This is a genomic window from Lentzea sokolovensis (assembly GCF_033949975.1).
In the GTDB taxonomy this organism is placed as follows: Bacteria; Actinomycetota; Actinomycetes; order Mycobacteriales; family Pseudonocardiaceae; genus Lentzea; species Lentzea sokolovensis.
In genome coordinates this window covers 16,804-41,734 of the sequence record NZ_JAXAVU010000010.1, presented here as the reverse complement: position 1 = coordinate 41,734, position 24,931 = coordinate 16,804, and the positions used below count along the sequence as shown (strand labels likewise).

Genomic DNA, 24,931 nt, shown 5'->3' with positions numbered 1-24,931 from the left:
CCGATCAGACAACCAGACTGAGCAACCCCGCGACCACGAATCCGACCACCGACAGGATGGTCTCGAGGACCGTCCACGACTGCAGCGTCTCCTTGACCGACAGGCCGAAGTACCGCGACACGATCCAGAACCCGCCGTCGTTCACGTGCGAGGCGATGATCGAACCGGACGCGATGGCCATGACGACCAGGGCGAGCTGCGGCTGCGAGTAGTTCAGGTCCGCCACCACCGGCGCGACGATGCCCGCGGTCGTCACGATCGCGACCGTCGCCGAACCCTGTGCGATGCGGATGACGCAGCTGATCACGTACGCCAGCGCGATCACCGGCAGGCCGATGCCCGACAGCTCGTTCGCCAGCGTCTTGCCGATGCCCGTCGCGGCCAGCACGGCGCCGAAGAAACCACCGGCGCCGACCACGAGCAGGATCATCGCGACCGGCTTCAGGGACGCGGCGGACAGCTCCGCGACCTTCTCCCGCGTCATGCCGCGCCGGAAACCCAGCAACCAGAAGGCGAGCAGCACCGAGATCGTCAACGCCACCGCGGGCGTGCCGAAGAACGTCGCCACCGAGTACAGGCTCGATCCCTTGGTCAGCAGGATCGAGCCGAACGTGCCGGCGAGGATCAGCACCAGTGGCAGGCCGATGATCGAGAGCACGAGTCCGAGCGACGGCGGGTCACGATCGTCGCCGCCGTTCTCCGCGCGCGCCAACTCGGCCGCGGCCAGCATCTCCTCCGGCACCGGCACGTTGAGGCGCTTGCCGATCCAGTACGAGTACAGGACACCGCCGACGAACCAGGACGGGATCGCCACCGCGAGACCCATGATGATGATCCAGCCGAGCGACACCTTCAGCAGACCGGCCGCCGCCACCGGTCCGGGGTGCGGCGGCATGAACGCGTGCATGACCGAAAGGCCGGCCAGCAACGGCATGGCGAACAGCACGATCGACTTGCCGCTGCGCTTGGCCGCCACGTAGACCAGTGGCGCGAGCACGAAGATGCCGATGTCGAAGAAGACCGGTACGCCGAAGATCAGGCCCGCGAGACCGATCGCGACCGGCGCCTTCTTCTCGCCGAACGCGTTCATCAGCTTGTCCATCAGGACCTGCGCGCCGCCGGACGCCTCGAGGATCGCGCCGAGCAGCGTGCCGAGACCGATGATCGCGGCGATGTGCCCGAGGATGGAGCCGAAGCCCTTCTCCAGCAACGAGTCCGAGGCCTTCTGCGCCGACCCGACCAGCGTCTCCACCGGCACGCCGGCCAGGAGGGCGACCAGCAGTGCGACGACGATCAGCGCGATGAACGGCTCGACCTTGAACTTGATGATCAGTAGCAGCAGCACCGCGATGCTGACTACCGCGAGGGTGAGCAAGCCCCCTGTTGAGTGTTGCAACCAGTCGATCACGGGCGGCTCCTGAGTGAATGGCCTGGCAATGAGCCGGTGGCGGTTCCGTCGTCGATCACCGTCACCCCGTTGCAGAACACGTACGGGATGCCGGCGGCCTGCTGCCGAGGCTCGTCGAACGTCGCCGTGTCGGCGATGTTCGAGGCGTCGAACAGCACGAGGTCGGCCGCGTAGCCCTCGCGGACCAGACCCCGGTCGGTGAGCCGCAAACGTTTGGCAGCTCGGCCTGTGAGGTGCTCGACGCACTCCTCCAGGCTCAGCACGCCCAGTTCGCGGACATAGCGCGCGAAGTAACGGGGGAACGTGCCCCACGCGCGCGGGTGCGGCCGGTCACCCACGAGCAGCCCGTCGCTGCCGCCGGTGTGCGCCGGATGCTTCATGATCGCCTGCACGTTCTCCTCGTGGCCCACGTGCATGAGGCACGAGGTACCCATCCGTTCGTCGACCAGCACGTCGAAGTACAGGTCGGCGGGAGCGCGGCCGAGCCGCAGCGCCGAGCTGTAGACGCTGGCGCCGACCAGGTGCGCGTTGCGGTCGTTGCGGACACCGTTGATCTCGATGGAGTCCCAGTCGACCGGCACGCCGTGGCAGCCGTCCGAGCCGGTCTCCTCGATCTCCTCGCGGATGCGCTCCCGGGTGTCCACATCGGACAACCTTGCCAGCGCGCTGTCCGGCCCGCCTTCCGTCGCCCACGACGGGAGGAGCGCCGAGAGGTACGTCGCGCCGGGCAGGTACGGGTAGGTGTCGAGCGAGATGTCGGCGCCACCGGCGATCGCGTCGTCCAGCAGCGCCAGCAGTTCGGGCGCTTTCCCCTTGTTCACCGGGAAGTTCATCGTGGCGTGCGCGAGGTGCAGCGGGCATCCGGAACGCTTCGAGACGTCCACCATCTCGGCGTACGCCTCCAACGCGCCGGCGCCGTAGCTGCGGTGGTGCGGGCTGTAGAAGCCGCCGTAGTTCCCGACGACTTCGCACAGCTGCACGAGTTCGGACGTGTCCGCGTACATGCCGGGCGTGTAGGTGAGCCCGGACGACATGCCGAAAGCGCCCTCCACCAACGACTTCGCCAGCTTGTTCTTCATGACGAGCATCTCGGCGTCGGTCGCGGCACGGTCCTCCCAGCCCACGGCCAGCATCCGCAGCGTCCCCTGCGGCACCAGGTACGCGGCGTTGACCGCGATGCCCTGGTCGAGGCGGTCGAGGTACTGGCCGACCGAGCGCCAGTTCCAGTCGAAGCCCGGCGGGTCGTCGTTCCACCCGGCGAGCTGGCCGCGCAACGTCGCGAGCACCTCGTCGTTCACCGGCGCGTACGACAGCCCGTCCTGGCCGAGCACCTCGGTCGTGACGCCCTGCGAGACCTTCGCCAGGTGATCGGGTTCCGCGAGGATCCGCAGGTCCGAGTGCGAGTGCATGTCGATGAACCCCGGCGCGAGCACCAGCCCGTCCGCGTCGATCGACCGCGTGGCCGAGATCGACTCGCCGATGGACGAGATGACGCCGTCCTTGATCCCCACGTCCGCCCGGTAGGCGGCCGCGCCCGTGCCGTCGGCGATCAGCGGTCCGCGCAGAACGACGTCGTCCATCCCGGCACTCCTCAGAAGTAGGTTCGGATCAGGTCGACCACGGTCGTGCCCTGCACGACCGGGATGAGCTGCCACTTGTCGAACACCGTGCAGGGGTGCGAGAGACCGAGCCCGATCCAGTCGCCGACGCGGACCGTGGACTCCGGCCCCAGCGACAGGAACGCGTGCTGGTCGTTCAGGGCGGTCACGCGAGCCTGGGTCAGCGGGGCGATCGCGCCGTCACCGCGGCGCACGAGCTGAGGCTCCGGCAGGCCCTCGTCGAACGACGCGTCGCGCTTGCCGATCGTCAGCAACGCCAGGTCGCGCTGCGGCCGTGACGTCACCTGGGCCCACGCGCGAAGAGCGCTCTTGAACGGCTCGACGCCCTCGATGCGGGAGAACGGCGAGATCCCTCGGTAGAAGCCGTCGTCGTGCGTGATGTACGCGCCGCTGCGCAGCACCGGGGTCACCGGAACCGGCCACGGCTTGGCCAGCGTCGCCGCCACCTGGTCGAAGTACGCGCTGCCGCCGGCGGTGACGATGACCGAGTCCAGCTCGTCGAACAGCCCGGCGTCGGCCAGCCTCAGCACCAGCGTGCGCAGGTCGTCGAGGTAGCCGTCCACAACGGACTGCGACGACTCGGAGGCGTCGTGCGCCAGCGCGCCCTCGTAGCCACCCGCGCCGACCAGTCGCAGCACCGGACTCTGGTCCACCGCCCGCGCGACGGCCAGTGCCGTCTCCAGGTCCCGCGCGCCCGTTCGCCCGCCGGGAGCGCCGAGCTCGACGATCACGTCGACTGGCCGTCCGGGCTGGAGCTCCTGCAGCGTCTCGCTCATCAGCGCGACGCCGGCCTCGGAGTCGGCCCAGCAGCTGAACTCGAAGTCCGGGTCGCCGTCGAGCTCGCCGACCAGCCAGCGCAACGCCGCCGGGTCGAGCAGCTGGTTCGCCAGCAGGATCCGGCTCACCCCGAACGCCCGGTAGACCCGCAGCTGCGACGCGTTGGCCGCGGTGATGCCCCAGACGCCGTGCTCGATCTGCCGCTGGAACAGCTGCGGCGCCATCGTCGTCTTGCCGTGCGGGGCCAGCTTCACGCCGTGGTTGTCACACCACTTGGACATCGTCGTCAGGTTGTGCGTCAACGCGTCCGCGTCCAGCACGACGAGCGGTCCGACGAACTCGTCGGCGAACAGGTCGAGCCGCCGGTCGGCCACCTCACCGATGGTCGCGCCGAACGTGCTCGACGGCAGGCCCTTGAAGCGCCAGCTGACCTGTTCCGACCTGATGTCCGCGACGGCCGAAAGGTCCATCTCCATCAGATGTTGCATATTTTGCAACTCCCATTGCGCGATGTGATGCTGAGTTGTGTAGCATTCGTACTCGCCGCCGTCAACGAACACCTCTGGAGCACGTATGCGGTTCGAACACGTCGGCGGTGTCGTGTGTCTCGGCGAGACCATGGTGATGATGGTTCCGGGTGAACCCGGTCCTGTGCATCTGGTGCGCACCTGGCACCGGGCCGTCGGTGGCGCCGAGTCCAACGTCGCCATGCACCTGACCCGCCTCGGCGTGCGGTCCTCGTGGGTCAGCGCGGTCGGCGACGACTCGTTCGGGCTCGCGGTGCTCGACACGGTGGGCGGCTTCGGTGTCGACGTGTCCGGCGTGCGGATCGACTCGTCCCGCCCGACCGGCCTCTACGTCAAGGAGGCCTCACCGCACGGCAGCCCGGTGCGCTACTACCGGCGCGGTTCGGCGGCGTCGGGCATGGGACTGGAGATGATCGACCGGCTCGGCCTCGGCGAGGTGAAGCTGGTGCACCTCAGCGGGATCACGCCCGCCCTGTCCGACTCGTGCCTCGCGCTGATGCGCGAGCTGCTGAGGCGGCCGCGGCACGGGTTCCGCATCTCGTTCGACCTGAACTGGCGTCCGGCGTTGTGGACCGACCGCGACCCGCGCGTGCTGCGGGAACTCGCGGACATGGCGGACGTCGTGCTGGCCGGCTCCGACGAGGCGGAACTGGTCTGGGGCACCGGTGACCCCGCGCGGTTGCGGCAGCTGCTGCCCGGCCCGCGGTCGCTGGTCGTCAAGCAGGGTGCCGATGGCGCGACGCTGCTCGAAGGGGGCTCGGCGTACTTCGAACCGGCGCTGAAGGTCGAGGTCGTGGAACCGGTCGGCGCGGGCGACGCGTTCGCGGCGGGCTTCCTCGCGGCCACCCTGGCGGGGGAGAGTCCGTCGGTCCGGCTGCGCGCCGGGCACCTGCAGGCGGCGTCCGCTTTGCTCACCGCCGAGGACGTCGGCGATCCTTTGCCGGACGACGTGACAGATCCGCTGCTGCACGCCGATTCGCAGACGTGGGCGTCCGCCCGCCTGGAGGTGTGAATGAGCCAGAGCCTCGACCGCGCGCTCACGCTGGTGAACCAGCTCGCGACCGGTCCGAAGACGCTGGACGAGCTGTCCGGCGTGATCGGCGTGCACAAGTCGACGACGCTGCGGTTGCTGCGCACGCTGGAGTCGCACCGGTTCGTGCAGCGCGACGGCGTGCACCACTACCGCCTCGGCACCGCACTCTTCGACCTCGCGAACCTGGCCCTGGAGGAACGCGACGTCCGCCGCGCCTCCGAGGCCGCGTTGCGCGACCTGAACTCCCGGCTCGGCCACACCGTCCACCTCGCGTCCTACGAGGACGGTGAGGTGATCTACATCGACAAGTACGAGTCCCGGCACCAGATGCGGATGTACTCGCGCATCGGCCGCCGCGCGCCGTTGCACTGCACGGCCGTGGCGAAGATCCTGCTGGCCGACCTGCCCGCCGCGGCGTTGCAGAAGGTGCTGGCGGGCATGGAGTTCCCGCGCCTGACCGCGAACACCATCATCGGCCCGACCGCGTACCTGGCCGAACTGGAACGCGTGCGCGCCAACGGGTACGCCGTCGACAACTCCGAGCACGAGGACTTCATCCACTGCATCGCCGCCCCGATCAGGGGTGCTCGCGGCGAGGTGCTCGCGGCCGTGTCGATGTCCGTGCCGAAGGTGCTGCTCGACTTCGACGGCCTGCTGGCCCACCTGCCAGACCTGCTCGCCACCGCCGAAGCCGCATCGGCCGAATGCGGTTTTGTATCCAGATAAGGGGAATTCCGTTGTCCAAGGTTGAGATCAAGACCGCTGACGCTCCGCAGCCGGTGGCCCGTTTCTCGCAGGGTGTGCGCAAGGGCAACATCCTGCAGGTGGCCGGCCAGGTCGCGTTCGACCCGAAGTCGGGCGAGATCGTCGGCACCACGGTCGCCGAGCAGACGCGCCAGACGTTCGCGAACCTGCACGCCGTGCTCGCCGCCGGTGGCGCGTCCATCGACGACGTGGTGATGATCCGCGTCTACCTCACCGACACCGCGCACTTCGCGGAGCTGAACGAGGTCTACGGCGAGTTCGTGACGGACCCGGCGCCCGCCCGCACCACCGTCTACGTCGGGCTGCCCGCCGGACTGCTGGTGGAGATCGACGCGCTGGCCGTAGTCGACTGATCCACTGTGCTGCCCGTCAGGCACCCTCCGGCCGGAGGGTGCCTGACTCGTTCTCCGAGGCCGAGAGTGGAAGCTGACGCGAAGATGACCTACTACCCGGATCTCTCGCCGTACGAGTACTTCGAGTCCGACGAGAAGATGCTCAACGTCGGCTGGCTCGACGCCGATCACGACTTCCCGCGTGGTCCGGTGGCGCCCGAGTTCGTCGACGCGCTGCTCAGGCTCAACGAGGACGTCCAGAACCAGACGCGCGGATTCCATTGGTGCGTCTTCTGCAAGGGGGCGTTCGAGGACGTGCCGAAGCCGCACCGGCCGTCGGCTGTCACCTCGATGGGCTCGGCCGAGATCCACGCGGTGGGCGCCGACGGCGTGCGGTACTCCGCGCCCACACTGGTGATTCATTACGTGATCGAGCACGAGTACCAGCCGCCCGAGGCGTTCGTGGCGGCCGTGCTGCACACCGCGGACGTGAAGATGTAGCTGTACTTAGGGGTCTTACCGCTCACAGGCGGTAAGACCCCGAAGTACGTTGTGGCAGCATCCGGTTATGAAGTGGTACGCGGACAGACCGGTCAGGTTCACGCGTCAACTGATCGCCGACCTCCTCGCCGTCGGCTGGGTCGGGCTCTGGATCTGGGTGGCGACCACCGTTCACGACTGGGTGCTCGAACTGAGGGCGCCGGGAGACGGACTGGTCAGCGCGGGCGGCAGCATCCGGGACGCCTTCACCAACGCCGCCGGCAAGGCCAGGGGCGTGCCCTTCGTGGGCGAGGACCTGGCGGGGGCGCTCGGCAACGGCAGCAAGGCCGGCGAGACGCTCACCAACGCGGGCAACGCGCAGATCGGCGTGGTCCAGGACTCCGCGTTCTGGCTCGCGGCCGCACTGGTCGTCGTCCCGGTGCTGTTCCTGCTCATCACGTGGCTGCCCATCAGGCTCCGATACGCCCGCAAGGCCGCCAACACCGCGAGTCTGCGGGGGATGCCGGACCTGCTGGCCCTGAGAGCGCTCACATCGTTGTCCCCGCGGGAGCTCGGCAAGTTCGACGGTGATCCTGCGGTGGCCTGGCGGACCGGGGACACGGACGTCATCGACGAGCTGGCACGACGTCAGCTCGCCTCGGTGGGGGTGCGGGCATGATCGCGCTGGCGGTGATCGCCGCTGTGGTGGCGATGTGCGCGGTGGCCGTGTCGTTGTGGCAGGCCCGCGAAGCGAAGCACGCCCAGGACGCCGCGAAGAAGTCCCACGAGGCCGCCGCCAAGGCTCAGGAGGAGGCGCAGGCCGCGCGCAAGGCCGTCGAGCAGGCCACGGCCAGCGCTTTCCAGGCCAAGAACGTGGCGGAGGAGGCGAAGAAGGCGGCGGCGAAGGCCGAGGAGGCCGTCGGGAAGGCGGCGGAGGCGGCCACGGCGTCACGGATGCTGGCCGACGAGGCGCAGCTCATCGCCCAGCAGATGACCGCACAGGTCAACGGACTGGTCGAGGTCATCGCCGCCCGCGGCAACCGCAGCGGCATGCCGACGTTCGCCATCACGCCCGGCGCACCCGACGAGTTCCGGCTCAGCTACTTCGGCGGGCCCGCCGTCATCGAGCAGCTCACGGTGTCCGTCGTGCCGGGCAGCCGCGTGCTCGGGCTCTCCCAGTACGACGACGAGCCGCCGGTCGAGCACCTCGAGGTGGGGCCGCTCCACAACGGCTCCGCCATCACCTTCCGGGCCGCCACCGGGCAACGGGCCAGCGCGGTGTTCCAGGTCAGGGCGGAGCCGTGGGAGCCGATCGTGGTGCGCGCCGAGTGATCCGCCAGGCGGCCGAGCTCGAAGGGCAGTGCGAGAACTGCGGTGCGCCGCGCACGGGCTGGGCGGTGCAACTCGTCCAGGACGGCGAGCTCCGGTGGGAGGAGGACTGGCAGTGCACCGGGTGCCAGGTCGCCTCGTGCGACCGGGGCCAGGGTGCGCCCGCGTGGATCCGCGACGAGATCCTGGCCCGGCACGGGGCCTGGTGCCTGACGCTCACCGACGAGTCGGTCGGAGGTGGAGTGCTGCTGAAGGCGTTCCGCGACGCGCTCGGGTTCTCCATCGGGGAGGCCCAGGAGGCGGCGCGGGCGATGAGAGAGTCCGGCTACGAGGGCACCTACGTGGAGATGACGCTCGTAGCCGGCCTGCTGAACCTGGCTCCGCCGGTCAGTACACGGGACCCGTGAACTTCTCGCCGGGACCCTGGCCGGGCTCGTCCGGCACGGCCGAGGCCTCGCGGAACGCGCGCTGCACCGACTGCAGGCCGTCCTTGAGCGGAGCGGCGTGCGGGCCGAGGTACTCGGAGGTCGCCGTGATCAGGCCGGCGAGGCCGGTGATCAGGCGGCGGGCCTCGTCGAGGTCGCGGCGCGGGGAGTTGTCGGGGTCCGGGTCGGCGAGGCCCAGGCGCTCCGCGGAGGCGGACAGCAGCATCACCGCGGCCCGGCTGATCACCTCGATGCTGGGGACATCGCCCAGGTCACGGATGCTGTCTTCAAGCGGATCGGTCACGCCCTATTCAAGCAAGCCCCCGTGCGGGGCCGACGTCACAGGGCCGCGATTGGGGGGTTGACAAGAGCGTCTGCTAGTATTTCGGACGCGACCAGCTCTCGTTAGTGCGAGAGCGGCAAGTGGAGCCCCGCTCCCACCCGCGTTCACCGCTTCTTGAGGTGGCCGGGTCCGGTCCTCCAGGCTACTGGCACACGGGTGCTCGAAGTTCTGGGGTGAGATCGGTCGGAAGCGGGCCCCTTCACCGGGAGACGGTGACGGGGCTCTTGTTTTTGGCGCAACCGAGTCTCAAAGGACGTGAATGACAAGTCCCTCGAACCGCGGTGCACCCGTCAGCACCGAGCCGCGCATCAACGACCGCATTCGGGTGCCGGAAGTTCGTCTGGTCGGGCCGAATGGTGAGCAGGTCGGGATCGTTCGCATCGAGGACGCGCTCCGACTCGCGCAGGAAGCGGATCTCGACCTCGTCGAGGTCGCCGCTCAGGCTCGCCCGCCGGTCTGCAAGCTCATGGACTACGGCAAGTTCAAGTACGAGACGGCGCAGAAGGCTCGCGAGTCTCGTCGGAACCAGCAGCTGACGGTCATCAAGGAGCAGAAGCTCCGCCCGAAGATCGACCCGCACGACTACCTGACGAAGAAGGGCCACGTGGCCCGCTTCCTCTCGCACGGGAACAAGGTCAAGGTGACCATCATGTTCCGCGGTCGTGAGCAGTCGCGCCCCGAGCTCGGCTACAGGCTTTTGCAGAAGCTGGCGGAGGACGTCGCGGAGCTGGGCTTCGTCGAGTCGAACCCGAAGCAGGACGGCCGCAACATGATCATGGTGTTGGCGCCGCACAAGAACATCAAGCCGCGCGTGGTCAAGCAGGACGACGACGCACCCGAGGCGGATGACACCGCCTCGGAAGAGGCGTAGGACGCACGCCCGCCCCCGACCCGGTGGGTAGCACGAGACGAGGACGGAAATGCCGAAGAACAAGACGCACAGCGGGACCTCGAAGCGCTTCAAGGTCACGGGCAGCGGCAAGATCCTCCGGGAGAAGGCCGGCAAGCGCCACATCCTGGAGAAGAAGTCCAGCAAGGTGACGCGTCGCATGAGCGGCACCGCGGTCGTGTCCGACCACGACGCTCCGCGCATCAAGAAGCTGCTCGGTCTCTGACCCGCTTCGACACCCCCTAGCTAATTCGGGAAACCGGCCCCCGACGCCGGTTTCCCCATGAGATCGACAGGATGTACCCGTGGCACGCGTCAAGCGGGCTGTAAACGCCCAGAAGAAGCGTCGTACCGTTCTCGAACTGGCCAGCGGTTACCGCGGCCAGCGTTCGAGGCTGTACCGCAAGGCCAAGGAGCAGGTGCTCCACTCGCTCAACTACGCGTACCGCGACCGCCGTGCGCGCAAGGGCGACTTCCGCAAGCTGTGGATCCAGCGCATCAACGCTGCTTCCCGTGCGAACGGCATGACCTACAACCGCCTCATCCAGGGCCTGCGCCTGGGCGGTGTCGAGGTCGACCGCAAGATCCTCGCGGACCTCGCCGTCCACGACGCCACCGCCTTCACGGCGCTCGTCGAGATCGCCCGCAAGGCGCTCCCGGCCGACGTGAACGCTCCGGCCGGGAGCCAGGCCTGAGCGACAACGCTCGCGCGCACCACCGACCCGAGGCAGATCCGTTCACCGAACGGACGCCTCGGGTCGTTGCTGCTCGCCACCTGACCCGCCGCCAGGGCCGCGACAAGGCAGGTCGTTTCCTCGTCGAGGGCGCCCAGGCCGTGCGCGAGGCACTCGCCTGGAAAAACGGCGAGGTGCACGAACTCTTCGTCACGGCGACGGCCGCGCAGCGCAACGCCGAACTGCTCCAGACTGCCTCGAACCAGGGCATCCGGATCAGCGAGGTGACCGACAAGGCCGCCGACTCGCTGTCGGAAACCGTGACGCCCCAGGGCATCGTCGCGGTCTGCGACGCCGTCCCGCAGCCTCTCGATCGGGCGCTGCAAGGAACTCCGCGCCTCGTCGCCGTGCTCTACGGCGTCTCCGATCCCGGCAACGCGGGCACCGTCACGCGCGTGGCGGACGCGGCCGGAGCGGACGCGGTGATCTTCGCGGGCGACACGGTCGACCCGCACAACGGCAAGTGCGTGCGCGCCTCCACCGGCTCGCTCTTCCACCTGCCGATCGTCCGTTCCCGGGACGCGGACGAGGTCTTCGCCGCGTGCCGCCAGGCCGGCCTGAGGCTCGTGGCCGCCGACGGCTACGCGAAACAGGACCTGGTCGAGGCCTCCTCGCAGGGCGAACTCAGCCGGCCGACCGCGTGGGTGTTCGGCAGCGAGGCCCACGGCCTGCCCGACGACGTGGTGGCGAAGCTGGACACGTCGCTGAAGGTTCCGCTGTACGGCGCCGCCGAGAGCCTGAACCTCGCGACGGCGGCCGCTGTCTGCCTTTACGCCTCCGCCAGGGACCAGCGGAATTGAGCTGACGGGTGCCGGGCGCGCGATTACTGTGCGCCCCGTGCGCGAATCAGAGATCGAGATCCTGTGCTCCCAGCTCGCCTCCTACTACGTCTTTCCGGACACTGCCAACGAGATCGCGAACGTCCTGCGCGCTCGTCAGGCCGAGGGTGCCTACTCCGATGTGGACGATGACGAGGAGTTCGCGGCCAAGGTGACCGCGGACCTGCAGAGCGTCAACGGCGACAAGCACCTCCGCCTGCTCTACAGCGCGGAGGAGGTCCCCGAGACCGGCCAGGAGTCGGCCTGGGACCCGGTGGCCTACAAGAAGGAAGCCGAGCTCGACGCGTTCGGCATCCGCAAGGTCGAGCGGCTCGAAGGCAACATCGGCCTGCTCGACCTCCGTCTGCTGCACGACGCCGAGATCGCCACGCCGGCCTACGTCGCCGCGATGAACCTCATCGCGCACACCGACGCGTTGATCATCGACCTGCGCGAGAACCGCGGCGGCGACCCGCACACGGTCCAGTTGATCTGCAGCTACCTGTTCGACAAACCGGTGCACCTCAACGACATCTACAACCGCCCGGAAGACATCACCCAGCAGTTCTGGACGCTCCCGTACGTGTCCGGCCCGAAGTTCGGCGGCACGAAGCCGGTCTACGTCCTCACGAGCGCGCGCACGTTCTCCGGCGCGGAGGAACTGAGCTACAACCTCCAGCAGACCGAGCGCGCCACCCTCATCGGTGAGACCACCAGGGGCGGCGCCCACCCCGGCGACCGCTACCGGGTCGGCCCGCACCTCAAGTCGTCCATCCCGAACGGCCGCGCCATCAACCCGATCTCCGGCACCAACTGGGAAGGCGTAGGCGTCGTCCCGCACATCAGCGTGCCCGCGGACGAGGCCTTCGAGGTCGCCTACAAGAAGGCGACCTCGGCCACCAAATAACTAATCCAGCCGGGCCGTCAACTCGCGCACGAGCGGATCGGTACCGGACGGCTTGTTCTGGCGCCGCAACGCCTCCGACAGCACCGAGAGCACGGTGGAGACCTGGTTGTCGTCGGGCAGCAGCGATGCAGCCCGGCGCGCCTCGGCCTCCGCGCCCTCGGCGTCGTCGGCGTTGAGGAGCACGTGCGCCGCCTTCAGCACGACGAACACCCGCCAGCCCTCGTCGCCCAGCGACACCACCAGCGCCTCGGCGTCGCGGTACTGCTTCATCGCCAGCGCGAACTCACCGGCCTGGCCGTGCACCCACGCGCGGATCGCGGCGATCTCCGCCTGCCGGCGGGTGACCTCGGTCGGGTCGTCCAGCAACGGCAGCAGCGCCTCGGCCTCGTCCACGGCCGCACGCGTCTCGGTGATCTCCTCGTCGGGCAGGTTCGACGCCAGCTCGACCAGCGAGCCGATCGCCTCCGAGAGGTTGCCCTCCTGCTGCCACAGCGCGGCACCGGCGCGCCAGGACGCCGTCGCCTCGTCGTGCTTGTCCAGCCGGCCCTGCACCGAGGCGAGCGCGTCGAGCAGGAACGCCCGCCGTCCCGTCTCCTCGGGCGGCAGCAGATCCGCAGCCTCGCGCAGGTACCGCTCGGCCGCCGGGAGTTCGCCCAGCTTGCGGCACACCTGCCCGAGCCGGAACACCACCTGCAGCCGCAGGTCCTCCTGGCCGTCCTGCAACAGCCGCAACGACTCCTCGAGAACCTCGGCGGCCTCGACGAACCGGTCCGTCTGCACGTATCCGCCGCTCAGCGCGAAGCAGAAGTGCGCGGTGTGCCCGGGGGAGAGGTGCACGCGCGAGATCGCCACGGCCTCGCGGAGATCGCCCAGGCAGGCGCCCTCCTGGTCCAGTTCCTGGATCGCCGCGACCTGGTACCAGCGCGCCTCCGCGGACTCCGGCAGCGGGAACGCCGACACGAACGCGCGCGCCGTCGCCACGGCCTCCGTGACCTTGCGCAGCACGGTTTCCAGCCGCAACTGCAGCCGGTAGCCCTCGAACCGCGCGTTCAACGGGAGTTCGCCCGCCATCGCGGCCAGCACGTCCGCGTAGGCGCCTTCGACGTCCTGCTGCCGTGCCTTGTGCTCCGCGGACTCGATCACGACCCGGCCGCGCAGTTCCGGAACGTCCAAAGAGGACGCCAGCGCGATCATCTCGTCGGCCCGCTCGTGCGCGTGCGCGTCGTCGTGCAGCTCGGCCAGCGACAGCGCCGCGACCGTCCGCGTGTAGTCCGTCGTCGCCTCGGCCAGGCACCGTTCGGCGAGCTCCAGCCCACCTTCGAGGCCCATCGCGAGCCGCGCCTGGTACCGCAGCGCGAGGTCGGCGGGCAGCGCCGTCAGCATCTCGTCGAACGCCGCCGGGTCGAACGGCACCAGCCCGGTCGTCATCCGCCGGATGCCCGCGTGCGCCGCGAGATCGGGCGGCAGCAACGAGTCCATGTCCGCGGGCAGCGAGTCGAGCATCCGCCGCGCCTTCACGAAGTCGCCCTGCTCGTACAGCAGCACCATCGACTCGGCGATCTCCACCGGGTCGCCGAACACGACGGACTCCTCGACCGGAGCGGCCACCGGTGCGGCCGGCACCGCGAGCTCGACCGCCGGGTAGTCCTTCTGCTCCAACGCCTGCGTGACCCGGTCGAGCCACGCCGACGTGCCGTTGCGCTCGTCGAACTGCTTCGCGAGCTGGATCGCGCGCTTCGACAGCCGGTCGAGCAGCTCGGCGGCCGTCCGGGTTCCGACCGCGGGGACCTCGAACACCGTGTCGGCCGGAAGACGCTGCAGCAGAACGGAAGCGCACTCCGCGAACGACATCTCGTCGGCCGGCAGCTGCACGCCCGTCACCTTGTGCAGCGACCGGCGCAGGATCTCCTCACCGCGCGACAGGTTGCCCGTCAACGCGCAGAACCGGATGTGTTCGTGCACGTACGAGGTGATCTCGTCGTCCTTGATCAACCGGTACGCCGTGGTGTGCGCGTGCGCGGCCTTCTCGACCTCGCCGGTCTCCAGCAACGGCCACAGCAGCGCGGACAGGATGCCCTGCGGCTGCGTGGCGCAGCCGGTGTTGCCCGACAGGCCCTCCCAGCCGTGCGCGGCGGCTTCCTGGTGACGGCCCAGCCTCGCCAGCATCCAGACCTGCTCCTCGATCACGCAGGCCTCGCAGTCCGCCATCGGCCCGCGTTCCGTGGCGAGGTAACGCCCGAGCTGCTCGGCGAGGCCGACCATGTCACCGATGTGGTACGCGTACTCGGCACGGGCGCCGTGCACCGGCTGCACCGAGAAACCGAGCCTGCCGTAGCGGTCCGCGAGCTGGCCGATCACGGCCTGCAGCTGCTCCAGCGAGAACTTCGGGTCCCGGCGCAGGCCCGTCGCGATCCACTTGTGCGCCCAGTTCAGCGAGTGGACCTCGTACTCGTTGAACGCCTCGGGATCCTTCTCCTCCGCGGCCCGCACCCACGCGAACGGCGCGAGCATCAGGTCGTAGCGCGACAGGTAGTAGGCCGAGTCGATCAGCGCGGTCCGGCACGACACCCCGAGCGGCAGGTGCCCGAGCGCGTCGGACATGCGCGCGGCCCGTTCCAGCGCCTCGTGCTTCGGCATGCCCGTGGGCATGTTGTACGCCTCCAGGAACGCCCTCTCCGCGTCTTCAGCGGTGAAGTCGGCCATGTTCACTTACCCCCAACGGCGCGGTCCAGCAGTTCCAGGAACGAGCGGTTCAGCGCCGCCGTGTCCTTCGGTCGCATCGCTCGCCGAGCCTGCAGAACGGCGTGCACGTACAGAGATTCGAGCGTCAGCTCCACCAGCGACGGGTCGTTCAACCGCGCGAGCCGTTGCACCAACGGGTTGCGGCAGTTGAGCACCAGCTGCTCGGGACGTGACGAACTGGACCCGGCCGTCAGCTGGCCCAGCAGTTCCGCCCACAACGGGTCCGTCACCTCCTCCGCGGTCTGCTCGGTGTCGAGCTTGCGCTGCTGCTCGGCGTTGCTGATCAGCAACGCGGGCAACGAGACGGGGTCGAAGTCGCGGATCACCGCGTCGCAGTCGTGCCGGTCCAGCGCCGCCGCTCCCTCCGCCAGTCGCAGTCGCAGCGCCGTCTCGATCTCCGGTTCCGGATCGGCCAGCGCCGCCAGCAGTTCCGAGGGAGCCACCCGGCGCGCGACGGCCGGACCGTCCAGCGCGCTGAGCCGGTTCAGCAGCTCCATGTCGTAGGCGTAGCCGGCGTTCACGAGACCCAGTCCCTGCGCGGCCGCGACCGGTGCCAGCTGGTGGAACTCGTCGACGTCCGGGATGTAGAGGATCGCGCCGTGCTTGCGCTTGAACTGCCGCAACGGGATCGCGCCCTCGGTGGTCTCGAACGGCAGCCAGCGCTCGACCAGCCGCAGCATCTCGTCGTCCGAGCGCGCCAGCGACTTGATGCCCAGGTGGTGCGCGGCCAGCAGCTCACCGGCCCGGCGCGGTTCGATCGCGTCCAGCCTGATCAGCCAGTCGCGGATCTGCTCGCCCAGCTCCTCGCGCACCGCCAGCAGCATCTCGTCCTGGTAGAGCGACTCGCGCGACGCCGTCGGCCGGATCGCGGAGGCGTCGACCACGCACCGCACGAAGTAAGCCCAGTCCGGCAGCAGGCCCTCGACGTTGTCGCCGACCAGCATCCGCTTCAGGTACACCCGGTGCGTCTGGCGCGTCCCGGGATGGACCCCGGACGGCAGCACGAACGCGACGCCGGTCAGTCCCGCCGCCTCGACCTCGATCGGGATCGCCTCGAACGGCGTGAACCCCAGGACCTGCTCGCAGTACGCGGAGAGATCGGCGTCCTCGTCGTCCCACGGGCGTTCGCCGCGGGTGACCTGAGCGCCGTCCAGCGTCACGACGGCCGGCAGCAGATCGCCGTAGTCGCCTACCAGCGGCCGCACGACGTCGGCTTCGAGCCAGTGCTCGTTGCCCCGCGAGGCGGTCAGCTTCACCGTCGTGCCCACCGGCACGTCACCATCCACAACGGACACGGTGTAGTTGCCCGAGGAGTCCGCCTCCCACCGCACGGCAGGACCGCCGCGAGAGGACCGCGTGACGACCGTCACGGACGAGGCGACCAGGAAGCACGACAGCATGCCGACGCCGAACTGGCCGAGGAACCCCTCGCGGGCGAACCCCAGGTCGTCGCGCTTCGAGGTGCGGCCGAGCGTGGACAACAGCTCGTGGACCTCGGTCTCGGTGAGCCCCACGCCGGTGTCGGTGATCGTCAGCGTGGAACCGCAGGTGATCGTGACGTCGGCGGGGCAGGACGGGTCGAGCTCGCGCCGTGCCGTGATCGCGTCGACGGCGTTCTGCAGCAGTTCACGCACGTAGACGCGCGGGCTGCTGTACAGGTGGTGGCTGAGCAGGTCGATGATGCCGCGCAGGTCGACGCGGAAGGTGTGCGACATGATGCCGCCCATCCTAGGGACGACGTGAGGGCGATGCCGCTCTTTAACGGAACGTCCCGGAGCGGTCAACAGCGCACCCACTAGGATCGGCCTGTTGATTACCTGTTGTCCGCTGTGGGTCAAAACTGGGAGCTGTCCACAAACCATGTCCGGAGCCAACGACCCGTACGACCCGAAGCAGGTCGCGGCGCTGTCGGCCGAGAACCTCGACGCGGCCGTGCAGAAGGCGCGCGAGGCGTTCGCCGGAGCTGCCGACCTCGAGGCACTGGCCGCGGTCAAGCCCGGCCACCTCGGTGACCGGTCGCCCGTGCTGCTGGCCCGCCGCGAGATCGGTGCCCTGCCCCCCAAGGCCAAGGCCGAGGCCGGCAAGAGGGTGAACGAGGCGCAGTCCGCGATCAAGACCGCGTTCGACGAGCGCTTCGCCGTGCTCCAGGTCGAACGCGACGAGCGGGTGCTGCGCGAGGAGTCCGTCGACGTCACGCTGCCCTGGGACCGCTTCCCGCGCGGCGCGCGCCACCCGATCACCACGCTCGCCGAGCGCATCGGTGACGTCTTCGTGGCCATGGGCTACGAGATCGCCGAGGGCCCCGAGCTCGAGACCGAGTGGTTCAACTTCGACGCGCTGAACTTCGGCAAGGACCACCCGGCCCGCTCGATGCAGGACACGTTCTACATCGCGCCGGGTGACTCGCAGCTGGTCCTGCGCACGCACACCTCTCCCGTGCAGGCCCGCACGCTGCTCGACCGCGAGCTCCCGGTGTACGTGGTGTGCCCCGGCCGCACGTTCCGCACCGACGAGCTCGACGCGACGCACACCCCGGTGTTCCACCAGGTCGAGGGCCTCGCGGTCGACAAGGGCCTGACGATGGGCCACCTCAAGGGCACGCTCGACGCGTTCGCGCGCTCGATGTTCGGCGAGGACTCGAAGACCCGTCTGCGCCCGAGCTTCTTCCCCTTCACCGAGCCGTCGGCCGAGGTCGACGTGTGGTTCCCGGAGAAGAAGGGCGGCGCGGGCTGGGTCGAGTGGGGCGGCTGCGGCATGGTCAACCCCAACGTCCTGCGCGCCACCGGCGTCGACCCGGACGTCTACTCGGGCTTCGCGTTCGGCATGGGCCTGGAGCGCACGCTGCAGTTCCGCAACGGTCTGCCCGACATGCGCGACATGGTCGAGGGCGACGTCCGCTTCACCCAGCCATTCGGAACGGAGGCCTGATCCGGATGCGCATCCCGGTCAGCTGGCTGGTCGAACACCTCGGTTTCGACGAAGTCCCCACGCCCGACGAGCTCGCCGAGGCGTTCACCCGCATCGGCATCGAGGTCGAGGAGGTGAGCCCGCTCGGTCCCGTGACCGGCCCGATCGTCGCCGGTCGCGTCGTCGCCATCGAGGAGCTCACCGAGTTCAAGAAGCCGATCCGCTACTGCCAGGTCGAGGTCGGCCCCGAGCAGGTCAACGACATCATCTGCGGCGCCACGAACTTCGTCGAGGGCGACTCGGTCGTCGTCGCGCTGCCCGGCGCCGTGCTGCCAGGCGGGTTCGCGATCGCCGAGCGCAAGACGTACGGCCGCGTGTCCCAGGGCATGATCTGCGCCTCCGACGAGCTCGGCATCGGCGACGACCACTCCGGCATCCTCGTGCTGCCCACCGGCACCGCGCAGCCCGGCGACGACGCGCTGGAGCTGCTCGGCCTGAACGACACGGTCATCGAACTGGCGCCGACCCCGGACCGCGGCTACGCGTTCTCGGTCCGCGGCCTGGCCCGCGAGATCGCCTGCGCGCTGGACGTGCCGTTCGGCGACCCCGGCCTGATCGAGGTCCCCGAGCCCGAGGGCGAGGCGTGGCCGGTCCACATCGAGGACCGTCCCGGCTGCTCGCGGTTCGTGGCGCGCCGGGTCACCGGTGTCGACCCGACCGCGCCCACGCCGTGGTGGATGCGCCGCCGCCTGATGCTCGCGGGCATGCGGTCCATCTCGCTGCCGGTCGACGTCACGAACTACGTGATGCTCGAACTGGGCCAGCCGCTGCACGCGTTCGACGCCGCTTCGCTGTCCGGTGCGCTGACGGTCCGTCGCGCGCTGGCGGGGGAGAAGCTCACGACGCTGGACGACTCGGTCCGCGCTCTCGACATCGACGACATCGTGATCGCCGACGACTCGGGCGTGATCTCGCTCGCCGGTGTCATGGGCGGCGCGTCCACCGAGGTCGGCGACAGCTCCTCGGACATCCTGCTCGAGGCCGCGAACTGGGACCCGGCGTCCATCGCGCGCACGGTCCGCCGGCACAAGCTGCCGTCCGAGGCCGCGAAGCGCTTCGAGCGCACCGTCGACCCCGCGCTGGCACCGGTGGCGCTGGAGCGGGCCGCGAAGCTGCTCAACCACTACGCCGAGGGCCAGATCAAGCCCGGCCGCACCGACGTGGGCGCACCGGCGCTGCCCGAGGCGGTGTCGATGCCGATCGACCTGCCGGACCGCATCGCCGGTGTCCGCTATGCCCGTGGCGTGACGGCTCGCCGTCTCGGCCAGATCGGCTGCCAGGTCTCCGTGACCACCTCGGACGACGGCCAGACGATCGTCACGGCCGTGCCGCCGACGTGGCGCTCCGACCTCGTGCAGCCCGCCGACCTGGTGGAGGAGGTGCTGCGGCTGGAGGGCTACGACACGATTCCCTCCGTGCTGCCGCCCGCCCCCGCCGGCCGCGGTCTGACCGAGCAGCAGCGCCGCCGCCGCACGGTGTGGCGCACGCTGGCCGAGGACGGTTTCGTCGAGGTCAAGCCGTTCCCGTTCATCGACCCGTCGGTGTTCGACGCGTTCGGTCTGGCCGCCGACGACATCCGGCGCAACGCGGTCGGCGTGCTGAACCCGTTGGAGGCGGACAAGAACGTCCTCGCGACGACACTGCTGCCGGGCCTCCTGGAGACCCTCCAGCGGAACCTGGCCCGTGGTGCGAAGGACGTCTCGCTCTACAACATCGCCCAGGTGACGCTGCCGCGCGCGCAGCAGGTGCCCGTGCCCGCGCTCGGCGTGGACCGCAGGCCGACCGAGGCCGAGGTGGCCTCGCTGCTGGCCGCGCTGCCGCACCAGCCGCTGCACGTCGCCGGTGTCCTCACGGGTCACCGCGAACTGGCCGGCTGGTGGGGCAAGGGCCGCATCGCCGAGTGGTCGGACGCCGTCGAGGCCGCTCGCCGTGCCGCAAGGGCGTACGGGGTCACCCTGCGCGTCGTGGCGTCGGACCTGCTGCCGTGGCACCCCGGCCGCTGCGCCGAGCTGCGCGTCGGCGACTGGCCCGTCGGTCACGCCGGTGAGCTGCACCCGAAGGTGATCGAGGCGCTGGGCCTGCCCAAGCGCACGGTGGCGTTCGAGCTCGACCTGGACGCGCTGCCGCTGGACGACCACCGCCCGGCCCCGATGGTGTCGGCGTACCCGCCGGTGCTGCTGGACGTCGCGCTGGTCGTGGACGCCTCCGTGCCGGTGCAGTCGGTGTCCGAGGTGCTCGGGGCGTCCGCGGGCGACCTGCTCGAGGACATCCGCCTGTTCGACGTGTACACGGGTGAGCAGCTGGGCGAGGGCAAGAAGTCGCTCGCTTACTCGCTGCGCTTCCGGGCGCCGGACCGCACGCTGACCGTCGAGGAGGCGACCGCGGCCCGCGATGCCGCCGTCACCGCCGCCGGCGAACGTCTGGGTGCCGCTCTGCGCGCCTGATCGGCCGCGATGGACGAGGGCCCGGGGTTCCGCACGAATCCCGGGCCTTTCCACGTCGCCAGGACACACCGATGAATTGCCGGTGAAAGTTCGCTCGTTCGGCTGAACGCCGATGTGTGGGATTTGGGATCAAATCAGCAGGTGGTAGCCCTGCGTAGCTGTCAAGGTGCCAAAGGTCCCTCATTACAAGGGGAAATCGGCAACCGTCGGACGCTTGCGCAGTACGTGAAGGTTCTCCAAGATTGGCGACGCGGCCCGCCAGGGCCGAGGGGCGAAGCGATGAACCACCGGGCGAGTCTGGTCGCCGGTCCGGTGGGGAGCTATTGGCGAACCCACCGCCTGGGAGCAACAACTCTGGAGAGTTGCGCCATGCGTAGTCTGGGTCCGCGCCTTGAGATCGCTGTGTCTTTGACGATTCTCATGCTCGGCGCGGCGGTCGTGGCGGCCATGCACCTCACCTGGCCAGACCCTGCGACGCCCGCGATGGCCTACTCCGTGAGCAGCGGCGAGTCGGGCATGCAGCAGCTCAAGCCGTTCGAGATCAACGACATCTCCGGCGCGGCCGTGGAGCTCAAGCCGGGTGCCGTGGGCGAGCGCAAGGTGCGGCTGTCCAACCCCAACCCGGTCGGCATCATCGTCGAGAGCCTGTCCGCGGTGCCAGGTCAGCCGCTCGACGCCACCCAGCAGCGCGTGGAAGGCTGCCCGGCCGGTGTGCTGACCGTCGTCCCGCTCACCGACATCGTGGACATCCCCGCCGGTGGCGCGGTCGAGGTCACGATGAAGGTCGAGGTCGCCCAGGACGTGCCGGCGGAGTGCGCCGAGCTCGTCTTCCCGCTCACCTACTCGGGCCGCGCGAAACACGGCTAGTCAGCCGCTCGCGTGCCTCAGGCCATTCCGACGGCACCATCGAGTAGACGACCGTGTCCCGCTGCGTTCCGTCCGGCCGCGTGACGTTCGCGCGCAGCACCCCGTCCTTCGACGCGCCGAGCTTCTCGATCGCCCGCTGCGACCGCACGTTCGCCGCGTCGGTGTACCAGCCGACCCGCAGCGCGCCGCGCACGTCGAAGGCCTCGGACAGCAACAGCAGCTTCGCCTCGGGGTTGATCGCCGTGCCGTGCCACTCGCTGCCGACGATCGTGTAGCCGATCACCAGCCTGCGGTGCTCCGGCACGACCTCGTAGAACGACGTCGTGCCCACCACCCGTCCGGTGGCGACCTCGATCTGCGCGAACGCCTCCCGTGACCCGATCGCTTCGGAGACCCACGCGCGCATGTCGTCGACACTCGAAGGCTGACTGCTCAGCAACCAGGTCCAGATGTCCGGGTCACGGGTGACCTCGAACAGTTCGGTGGCGTGATCCAGCGACAGCGGTTCGAGCCTGACGTGCTTGCCCTCCATGTGATCGACACTAGTGGTGCGACCGGCAACCTTCACCGCGCCTTCGACGCTCAGCAGGGCGCCTCGCGGCACCGGCCCACGCCACAGCCAACCAGGATGAGGACGTGGGGCCGGCACCACGATGCACCCGTCTGACCGCCGAAGACGGGGCAAAGGCTGCCGGTCGCACCACTAGAGGTGTTTCAGAGCCTCGCGCCGTGACAACGGCGACAGCCCCGGCCGCGCCTCGACGAACGCGCGCACCCAGCCCGGTTCGGTCTTCGCGAACTCCCGCAGCGCCCAGCCGATCCCCTTGCGCAGGAAGAAGTCGGGGTCGTCCGCGTTCGCGTCGACGCACGCCGTCAGCAGCTCGACGTCGGTCGCGCCCTTGAACCCGAGCTGGCAGATCACCGAGGTCCGCCGCCGCCACCTGTCCGCGTCGACGGACCACTTCAGCATCAACGGCCGCACGACGTCCGGTGTCGAGCGCAGCAACGGCCCGACGCGCTTCGACGCGATCTCGTCCACGTAGTCCCACCACGCGCCGGTCACGATCATCTCGTCGAACCACGGCATCAGGTCGACGGACTGGAACCGGCGATCCCCGCTCAGCGAGAGCGCGACATAGCGTTCCTCGCGATAAGTGGCCTCACGCCACAACGTCTGGATCGCGTCGAGCCACTCGTCGCGGCCGGGCAACTGGGGCAGCGACTTCAGCAGCGCCACTCGTCCCGGTTTCTGCACGCCGAGGAACGGCATGTCGGACTTCATGTACGCCTGCATCTCGGGCGCCTTCACCGGATCCGCGAGCTCCTCGAGTCCCGCTCGAACCGCGTCGATCAAGGAAACCTTAAGTGTCACGCCCAAACGGTATAGGCATTAGGAGTAGCCCTGTTGAGATTTATGGCCCCATCGGTACCGAAAGTGCTAACGAACCCGCAAAACATCACTTGACCGGGGGCTTCTGTGAACAGAATGGGTGCTTGGCCCCTATACAGTTCGCGTTCATGCGCGTGCTCATGGTTGTGGCGGCGCTCGTGCTCGGCAGCATGGGTGCTACCAAAGCGGACACGGTGGATTACCTGGATCTGCCGCTGGTGAACGGAAACGGCGAACAGCGGGGTGGAGTGCACCCCGATCTGCCGTCCGACCGTGCCGCGCTGGAGCAGGCGCTGACCGGATACCGGGCCAGGGGCATCGCGCCCACGCGCTTCAAGGCGTTGCTGTGGCACTACTGGATCGTCCGCGCCGCCGAGGACGCGGGCGTCAACCTGTCCGAGTGGGACCCTCAACGCACCGCCGACTCCAACCGCGCGGTGATCTTCGCCGTCTACGACTTCTACGCGAAGCTCTACCTGACCCACCCGGACACGTTGCGGTGGATGGGTTTCGCGAACATCGGCGCCCCCGCGTTCGCCGCCGGCATGCTCGATCTCGGCACGGTCCCGGAACTGCGCTGGTTCTCGTCGATGCTGATGTCGATGCAGAAGCACATCTTCATGGACCTCGGCGCGATGCACGCCGCCTACCTGCACGGCGGGATCGAGGCCGTGCAGGAGTTGCGCGACGCGGGCGTCATCGACCCGGACACCACCGCGGCGTGGGCGGACCCGGCACAGGCGGTTCTGGAGTTCTCGTCGCGCGAGCAGAACCTGGTGATCGCCGACCAGTTCGACCGCATGCGTTCCCGGCTGTTACCGCCCGGCGAGATGGTCACGTACGCGATCACGGTCGCCGGCCCGATGCCGGTGCCGGGCGGGAAGACACCGGCGCGGTACCGGCCGTTGTTCGGCGGTCCGCTGCCCGCGTTCAACTACGCGGACCGGGTGGCGCGCTGGGACTTCCTGAGCAACGACACGGTTCCCGCCTATGAGCGCCTGAGCGCGGACGCCGTGCACAGGATCGTGCAGCGGCCGTTCGCGGACCGGGTCGCCGATTACCGCGCCAGGGTCCGGTTGCTCGACCTGGTTCTGCCGTTCAGGAGCAACTCCGGAGTTCGCTGAGCACCTTCAGCCGGTCCTCCTCGATGATCCTGCGCGTGGTGACGCGATCGGGGTAGCAGCGCATGAACATCGAGGTGAAGTGCGTGCCGTAGTGGATGGTGTCGCCGTCCGGGTCGTCCAGCGGGCGCACGACGGCCTCGAAGTTCGGCTCGTGGAAGTAAGCCATCGTGAACCGCTCGCGGGTGTTGAGCAGGACCTTGTGCGGCGTGGACAGCAGCTTGCCGCCGGTGAGGAACTGCAGGACGTCACCGGGGAACACGGTGACGACGCGTTCGACCGGTGCGACGAAGTTCCAGCCGTGGGCGTCCTGGAAGCTGCCCGCCGCCGACTCGTCCGGGAGCCAGTTGCGCGGCCGGTCCTCACCCTCGATCGGCGGGCGGACGAAGAGGCCGCCGACGTCGTCCTGCGCGGCCAGCACGAGCAGCCCGTAGTCGGTGTGCGCGCCGATGCCGCGGTCGGTCTCGGACCTGGTGGGGAAGCGCAGCACCCGCATGTGGTGCCAGCCGTCCACGGTGAGCCTGGTGAACGTGTCGATGTCGAGCCCGAAGCCCAGTGCGGTGAGCTGAAGGACGCGTTCCCCGGCACCGCCGAGCATCGTCATGAACTCCCGCATGGCGTCGCGGTAGCGCTCGTCCGGCCACGGAACCGGTCCGTGGCACGGCCATTTGCCCACGACGCGGGAGTCGTCGAGCGGAACGTCCTTGCAGATCGTGAAGATCTCCGAATAGTCCGCGATGCCGTCGGTGACCTCTTCTCCGGACGCGATGTAACCGGAATAGGTCAGGTCGCTCACAAACCGTGACTTTTCTTCGAGCGTCAATCCGTGGAAGAACCGTCTGCTCGCGGCCATTGCCGCCGCGGTGGTCCGGTCCTGTGCCGCGTCGGTAGCGATCTGCAGGATCCCGTCGGCTTGCCAGGCCGTGATGAGTCGGCGGCCGAGCTCGGCGTCATCGTCCGAACCGGTGACGGTCTCGGGAAGGCGGAAGGTGCGAAGTCCTGTCATGGACTCAC

The 24,931-nt window shown here is 69.2% G+C and carries 25 protein-coding genes; 16 read left to right on the top strand and 9 right to left on the bottom strand.

All coding sequences use genetic code 11. The annotated features are described in order from the left end of the window. Nucleotides 1-4: 4 nt before the first annotated feature. The 3 genes from SK854_RS22140 to SK854_RS22130 are packed head-to-tail and all read right to left on the bottom strand — an operon-like array spanning nucleotide 5 to nucleotide 4,280. The gene (locus SK854_RS22140; protein ID WP_319976993.1) at nucleotides 5-1,408 is read right to left on the bottom strand and encodes a GntP family permease; all 1,404 of its coding nucleotides are present in this window, start codon (nucleotides 1,406-1,408) and stop codon (nucleotides 5-7) included. Beyond that, nucleotides 1,405-2,988, bottom strand: coding sequence for an N-acyl-D-amino-acid deacylase family protein (locus SK854_RS22135; protein ID WP_319976992.1), 1,584 nt, complete (start codon nucleotides 2,986-2,988; stop codon nucleotides 1,405-1,407). Before SK854_RS22135 ends, SK854_RS22140 begins: the two co-directional genes overlap by 4 nt. Before the next feature lie 11 nt (nucleotides 2,989-2,999). Continuing rightward, complete coding sequence (locus tag SK854_RS22130; RefSeq protein WP_319976991.1) at nucleotides 3,000-4,280, bottom strand: amino acid deaminase; 1,281 nt, start codon at nucleotides 4,278-4,280, stop codon at nucleotides 3,000-3,002. Nucleotides 4,281-4,377: 97 nt separating this feature from the next. On the opposite strand from SK854_RS22130, the gene SK854_RS22125 reads away from it, so the two are divergent. The 7 genes from SK854_RS22125 (at nucleotide 4,378) to SK854_RS22095 (ending at nucleotide 8,677) form a co-directional block, all read left to right on the top strand. After that, a complete protein-coding gene (locus tag SK854_RS22125) occupies nucleotides 4,378-5,343 on the top strand; it encodes a sugar kinase (RefSeq protein WP_319976990.1) in 966 nt (321 codons plus the stop codon). Beyond that, entirely contained in the window at nucleotides 5,344-6,090 is a 747-nt protein-coding gene (locus SK854_RS22120) for an IclR family transcriptional regulator (protein ID WP_319976989.1), read from the top strand. A gap of 11 nt (nucleotides 6,091-6,101) precedes the next feature. Further along, nucleotides 6,102-6,482 carry a RidA family protein gene (locus SK854_RS22115; RefSeq protein ID WP_030481733.1) on the top strand — a complete coding sequence of 127 codons (381 nt, stop codon included), beginning with the start codon at nucleotides 6,102-6,104 and terminating at the stop codon, nucleotides 6,480-6,482. Between the two features lie 84 nt (nucleotides 6,483-6,566). Next, nucleotides 6,567-6,962 carry a DUF7919 family protein gene (locus SK854_RS22110; RefSeq protein WP_319976988.1) on the top strand — a complete coding sequence of 132 codons (396 nt, stop codon included), beginning with the start codon at nucleotides 6,567-6,569 and terminating at the stop codon, nucleotides 6,960-6,962. Between the two features lie 67 nt (nucleotides 6,963-7,029). Next, entirely contained in the window at nucleotides 7,030-7,620 is a 591-nt protein-coding gene (locus SK854_RS22105) for a hypothetical protein (protein WP_319976987.1), read from the top strand. Next, a complete protein-coding gene (locus tag SK854_RS22100; RefSeq protein WP_319976986.1) occupies nucleotides 7,617-8,273 on the top strand; it encodes a hypothetical protein in 657 nt (218 codons plus the stop codon). Before SK854_RS22105 ends, SK854_RS22100 begins: the two co-directional genes overlap by 4 nt. Beyond that, complete coding sequence (locus SK854_RS22095; RefSeq protein WP_319976985.1) at nucleotides 8,270-8,677, top strand: hypothetical protein; 408 nt, start codon at nucleotides 8,270-8,272, stop codon at nucleotides 8,675-8,677. The genes SK854_RS22100 and SK854_RS22095 overlap by 4 nt, the downstream gene beginning before the upstream one ends. On the opposite strand, the gene SK854_RS22090 is transcribed toward SK854_RS22095, so the two are convergent. Continuing rightward, nucleotides 8,658-8,999: a DUF1844 domain-containing protein gene (locus SK854_RS22090; RefSeq protein WP_093596535.1), complete on the bottom strand. Its 342-nt coding sequence runs from the start codon at nucleotides 8,997-8,999 to the stop codon at nucleotides 8,658-8,660. The genes SK854_RS22095 and SK854_RS22090 overlap by 20 nt on opposite strands. A gap of 298 nt (nucleotides 9,000-9,297) precedes the next feature. On the opposite strand from SK854_RS22090, the gene infC reads away from it, so the two are divergent. From infC to SK854_RS22065, 5 genes are all read left to right on the top strand, one after another. After that, entirely contained in the window at nucleotides 9,298-9,909 is a 612-nt protein-coding gene (gene infC, locus SK854_RS22085; RefSeq protein ID WP_093596532.1) for a translation initiation factor IF-3, read from the top strand. A 49-nt stretch (nucleotides 9,910-9,958) separates the two neighbouring features. Beyond that, nucleotides 9,959-10,153 (top strand): 50S ribosomal protein L35, encoded by a 195-nt coding sequence (gene rpmI, locus SK854_RS22080; RefSeq protein ID WP_258948200.1) that lies wholly within the window; start codon nucleotides 9,959-9,961, stop codon nucleotides 10,151-10,153. A 79-nt stretch (nucleotides 10,154-10,232) separates the two neighbouring features. Continuing rightward, nucleotides 10,233-10,622 (top strand): 50S ribosomal protein L20, encoded by a 390-nt coding sequence (gene rplT, locus SK854_RS22075; RefSeq protein ID WP_319976984.1) that lies wholly within the window; start codon nucleotides 10,233-10,235, stop codon nucleotides 10,620-10,622. Continuing rightward, nucleotides 10,619-11,461, top strand: a complete 843-nt coding sequence (locus tag SK854_RS22070; RefSeq protein ID WP_319977835.1) for a TrmH family RNA methyltransferase — start codon at nucleotides 10,619-10,621, stop codon at nucleotides 11,459-11,461. The genes rplT and SK854_RS22070 overlap by 4 nt, the downstream gene beginning before the upstream one ends. A gap of 28 nt (nucleotides 11,462-11,489) precedes the next feature. Further along, the gene (locus SK854_RS22065) at nucleotides 11,490-12,386 is read left to right on the top strand and encodes a S41 family peptidase (RefSeq protein WP_406601807.1); all 897 of its coding nucleotides are present in this window, start codon (nucleotides 11,490-11,492) and stop codon (nucleotides 12,384-12,386) included. Here the strand turns inward: SK854_RS22065 and SK854_RS22060 are convergent, their stop codons facing one another. Both SK854_RS22060 and SK854_RS22055 read right to left on the bottom strand, forming a co-directional pair. After that, nucleotides 12,387-15,089 carry a tetratricopeptide repeat protein gene (locus SK854_RS22060; protein WP_319976982.1) on the bottom strand — a complete coding sequence of 901 codons (2,703 nt, stop codon included), beginning with the start codon at nucleotides 15,087-15,089 and terminating at the stop codon, nucleotides 12,387-12,389. 2 nt (nucleotides 15,090-15,091) lie between these two features. Further along, entirely contained in the window at nucleotides 15,092-16,843 is a 1,752-nt protein-coding gene (locus SK854_RS22055) for an HSP90 family protein (protein ID WP_319976981.1), read from the bottom strand. Nucleotides 16,844-16,988: 145 nt separating this feature from the next. Between SK854_RS22055 and pheS the strand changes: the two genes are divergently transcribed. From pheS to SK854_RS22040, 3 genes are all read left to right on the top strand, one after another. Then, the gene (pheS, locus tag SK854_RS22050) at nucleotides 16,989-18,056 is read left to right on the top strand and encodes a phenylalanine--tRNA ligase subunit alpha (RefSeq protein ID WP_319976980.1); all 1,068 of its coding nucleotides are present in this window, start codon (nucleotides 16,989-16,991) and stop codon (nucleotides 18,054-18,056) included. 5 nt (nucleotides 18,057-18,061) lie between these two features. After that, on the top strand, nucleotides 18,062-20,539 hold the full coding sequence (gene pheT / locus SK854_RS22045; protein WP_319976979.1) for a phenylalanine--tRNA ligase subunit beta: 2,478 nt from the start codon (nucleotides 18,062-18,064) through the stop codon (nucleotides 20,537-20,539). A 369-nt stretch (nucleotides 20,540-20,908) separates the two neighbouring features. Continuing rightward, nucleotides 20,909-21,406, top strand: coding sequence for a hypothetical protein (locus tag SK854_RS22040; RefSeq protein WP_319976978.1), 498 nt, complete (start codon nucleotides 20,909-20,911; stop codon nucleotides 21,404-21,406). Here the strand turns inward: SK854_RS22040 and SK854_RS22035 are convergent. Next, the gene (locus SK854_RS22035; protein WP_319976977.1) at nucleotides 21,375-21,938 is read right to left on the bottom strand and encodes a GNAT family N-acetyltransferase; all 564 of its coding nucleotides are present in this window, start codon (nucleotides 21,936-21,938) and stop codon (nucleotides 21,375-21,377) included. The genes SK854_RS22040 and SK854_RS22035 overlap by 32 nt on opposite strands. Before the next feature lie 171 nt (nucleotides 21,939-22,109). Next, on the bottom strand, nucleotides 22,110-22,778 hold the full coding sequence (locus SK854_RS22030) for a DNA alkylation repair protein (protein WP_319976976.1): 669 nt from the start codon (nucleotides 22,776-22,778) through the stop codon (nucleotides 22,110-22,112). A gap of 146 nt (nucleotides 22,779-22,924) precedes the next feature. Here SK854_RS22030 and SK854_RS22025 point away from each other — a divergent pair, with 146 nt between their 5' ends. Further along, nucleotides 22,925-23,920: a hypothetical protein gene (locus tag SK854_RS22025; protein WP_319976975.1), complete on the top strand. Its 996-nt coding sequence runs from the start codon at nucleotides 22,925-22,927 to the stop codon at nucleotides 23,918-23,920. On the opposite strand, the gene SK854_RS22020 is transcribed toward SK854_RS22025, so the two are convergent. Further along, a complete protein-coding gene (locus SK854_RS22020; RefSeq protein ID WP_319976974.1) occupies nucleotides 23,895-24,923 on the bottom strand; it encodes a 2-oxoglutarate and iron-dependent oxygenase domain-containing protein in 1,029 nt (342 codons plus the stop codon). The genes SK854_RS22025 and SK854_RS22020 overlap by 26 nt on opposite strands. Between the last annotated feature and the right edge of the window lie 8 nt (nucleotides 24,924-24,931).

Excerpts from the sequence above, each read along its gene's own strand:
- SK854_RS22135 (WP_319976992.1), bottom strand. The coding sequence starts at position 2,988 with ATGGACGACGTCGTTCTGCGCGGACCGCTGATCGCCGACGGCACGGGC.
- SK854_RS22130 (WP_319976991.1), bottom strand. The coding sequence starts at position 4,280 with ATGGAGATGGACCTTTCGGCCGTCGCGGACATCAGGTCGGAACAGGTC.
- SK854_RS22125 (WP_319976990.1), top strand. The coding sequence starts at position 4,378 with ATGCGGTTCGAACACGTCGGCGGTGTCGTGTGTCTCGGCGAGACCATG.
- SK854_RS22120 (WP_319976989.1), top strand. The coding sequence starts at position 5,344 with ATGAGCCAGAGCCTCGACCGCGCGCTCACGCTGGTGAACCAGCTCGCG.
- SK854_RS22110 (WP_319976988.1), top strand. The coding sequence starts at position 6,567 with ATGACCTACTACCCGGATCTCTCGCCGTACGAGTACTTCGAGTCCGAC.
- SK854_RS22105 (WP_319976987.1), top strand. The coding sequence starts at position 7,030 with ATGAAGTGGTACGCGGACAGACCGGTCAGGTTCACGCGTCAACTGATC.
- SK854_RS22100 (WP_319976986.1), top strand. The coding sequence starts at position 7,617 with ATGATCGCGCTGGCGGTGATCGCCGCTGTGGTGGCGATGTGCGCGGTG.
- infC (WP_093596532.1), top strand. The coding sequence starts at position 9,298 with ATGACAAGTCCCTCGAACCGCGGTGCACCCGTCAGCACCGAGCCGCGC.
- rpmI (WP_258948200.1), top strand. The coding sequence starts at position 9,959 with ATGCCGAAGAACAAGACGCACAGCGGGACCTCGAAGCGCTTCAAGGTC.
- SK854_RS22060 (WP_319976982.1), bottom strand. The coding sequence starts at position 15,089 with ATGGCCGACTTCACCGCTGAAGACGCGGAGAGGGCGTTCCTGGAGGCG.
- SK854_RS22055 (WP_319976981.1), bottom strand. The coding sequence starts at position 16,843 with ATGTCGCACACCTTCCGCGTCGACCTGCGCGGCATCATCGACCTGCTC.
- pheS (WP_319976980.1), top strand. The coding sequence starts at position 16,989 with ATGTCCGGAGCCAACGACCCGTACGACCCGAAGCAGGTCGCGGCGCTG.
- pheT (WP_319976979.1), top strand. The coding sequence starts at position 18,062 with ATGCGCATCCCGGTCAGCTGGCTGGTCGAACACCTCGGTTTCGACGAA.
- SK854_RS22040 (WP_319976978.1), top strand. The coding sequence starts at position 20,909 with ATGCGTAGTCTGGGTCCGCGCCTTGAGATCGCTGTGTCTTTGACGATT.
- SK854_RS22035 (WP_319976977.1), bottom strand. The coding sequence starts at position 21,938 with ATGGAGGGCAAGCACGTCAGGCTCGAACCGCTGTCGCTGGATCACGCC.
- SK854_RS22025 (WP_319976975.1), top strand. The coding sequence starts at position 22,925 with ATGCGCGTGCTCATGGTTGTGGCGGCGCTCGTGCTCGGCAGCATGGGT.
- SK854_RS22020 (WP_319976974.1), bottom strand. The coding sequence starts at position 24,923 with ATGACAGGACTTCGCACCTTCCGCCTTCCCGAGACCGTCACCGGTTCG.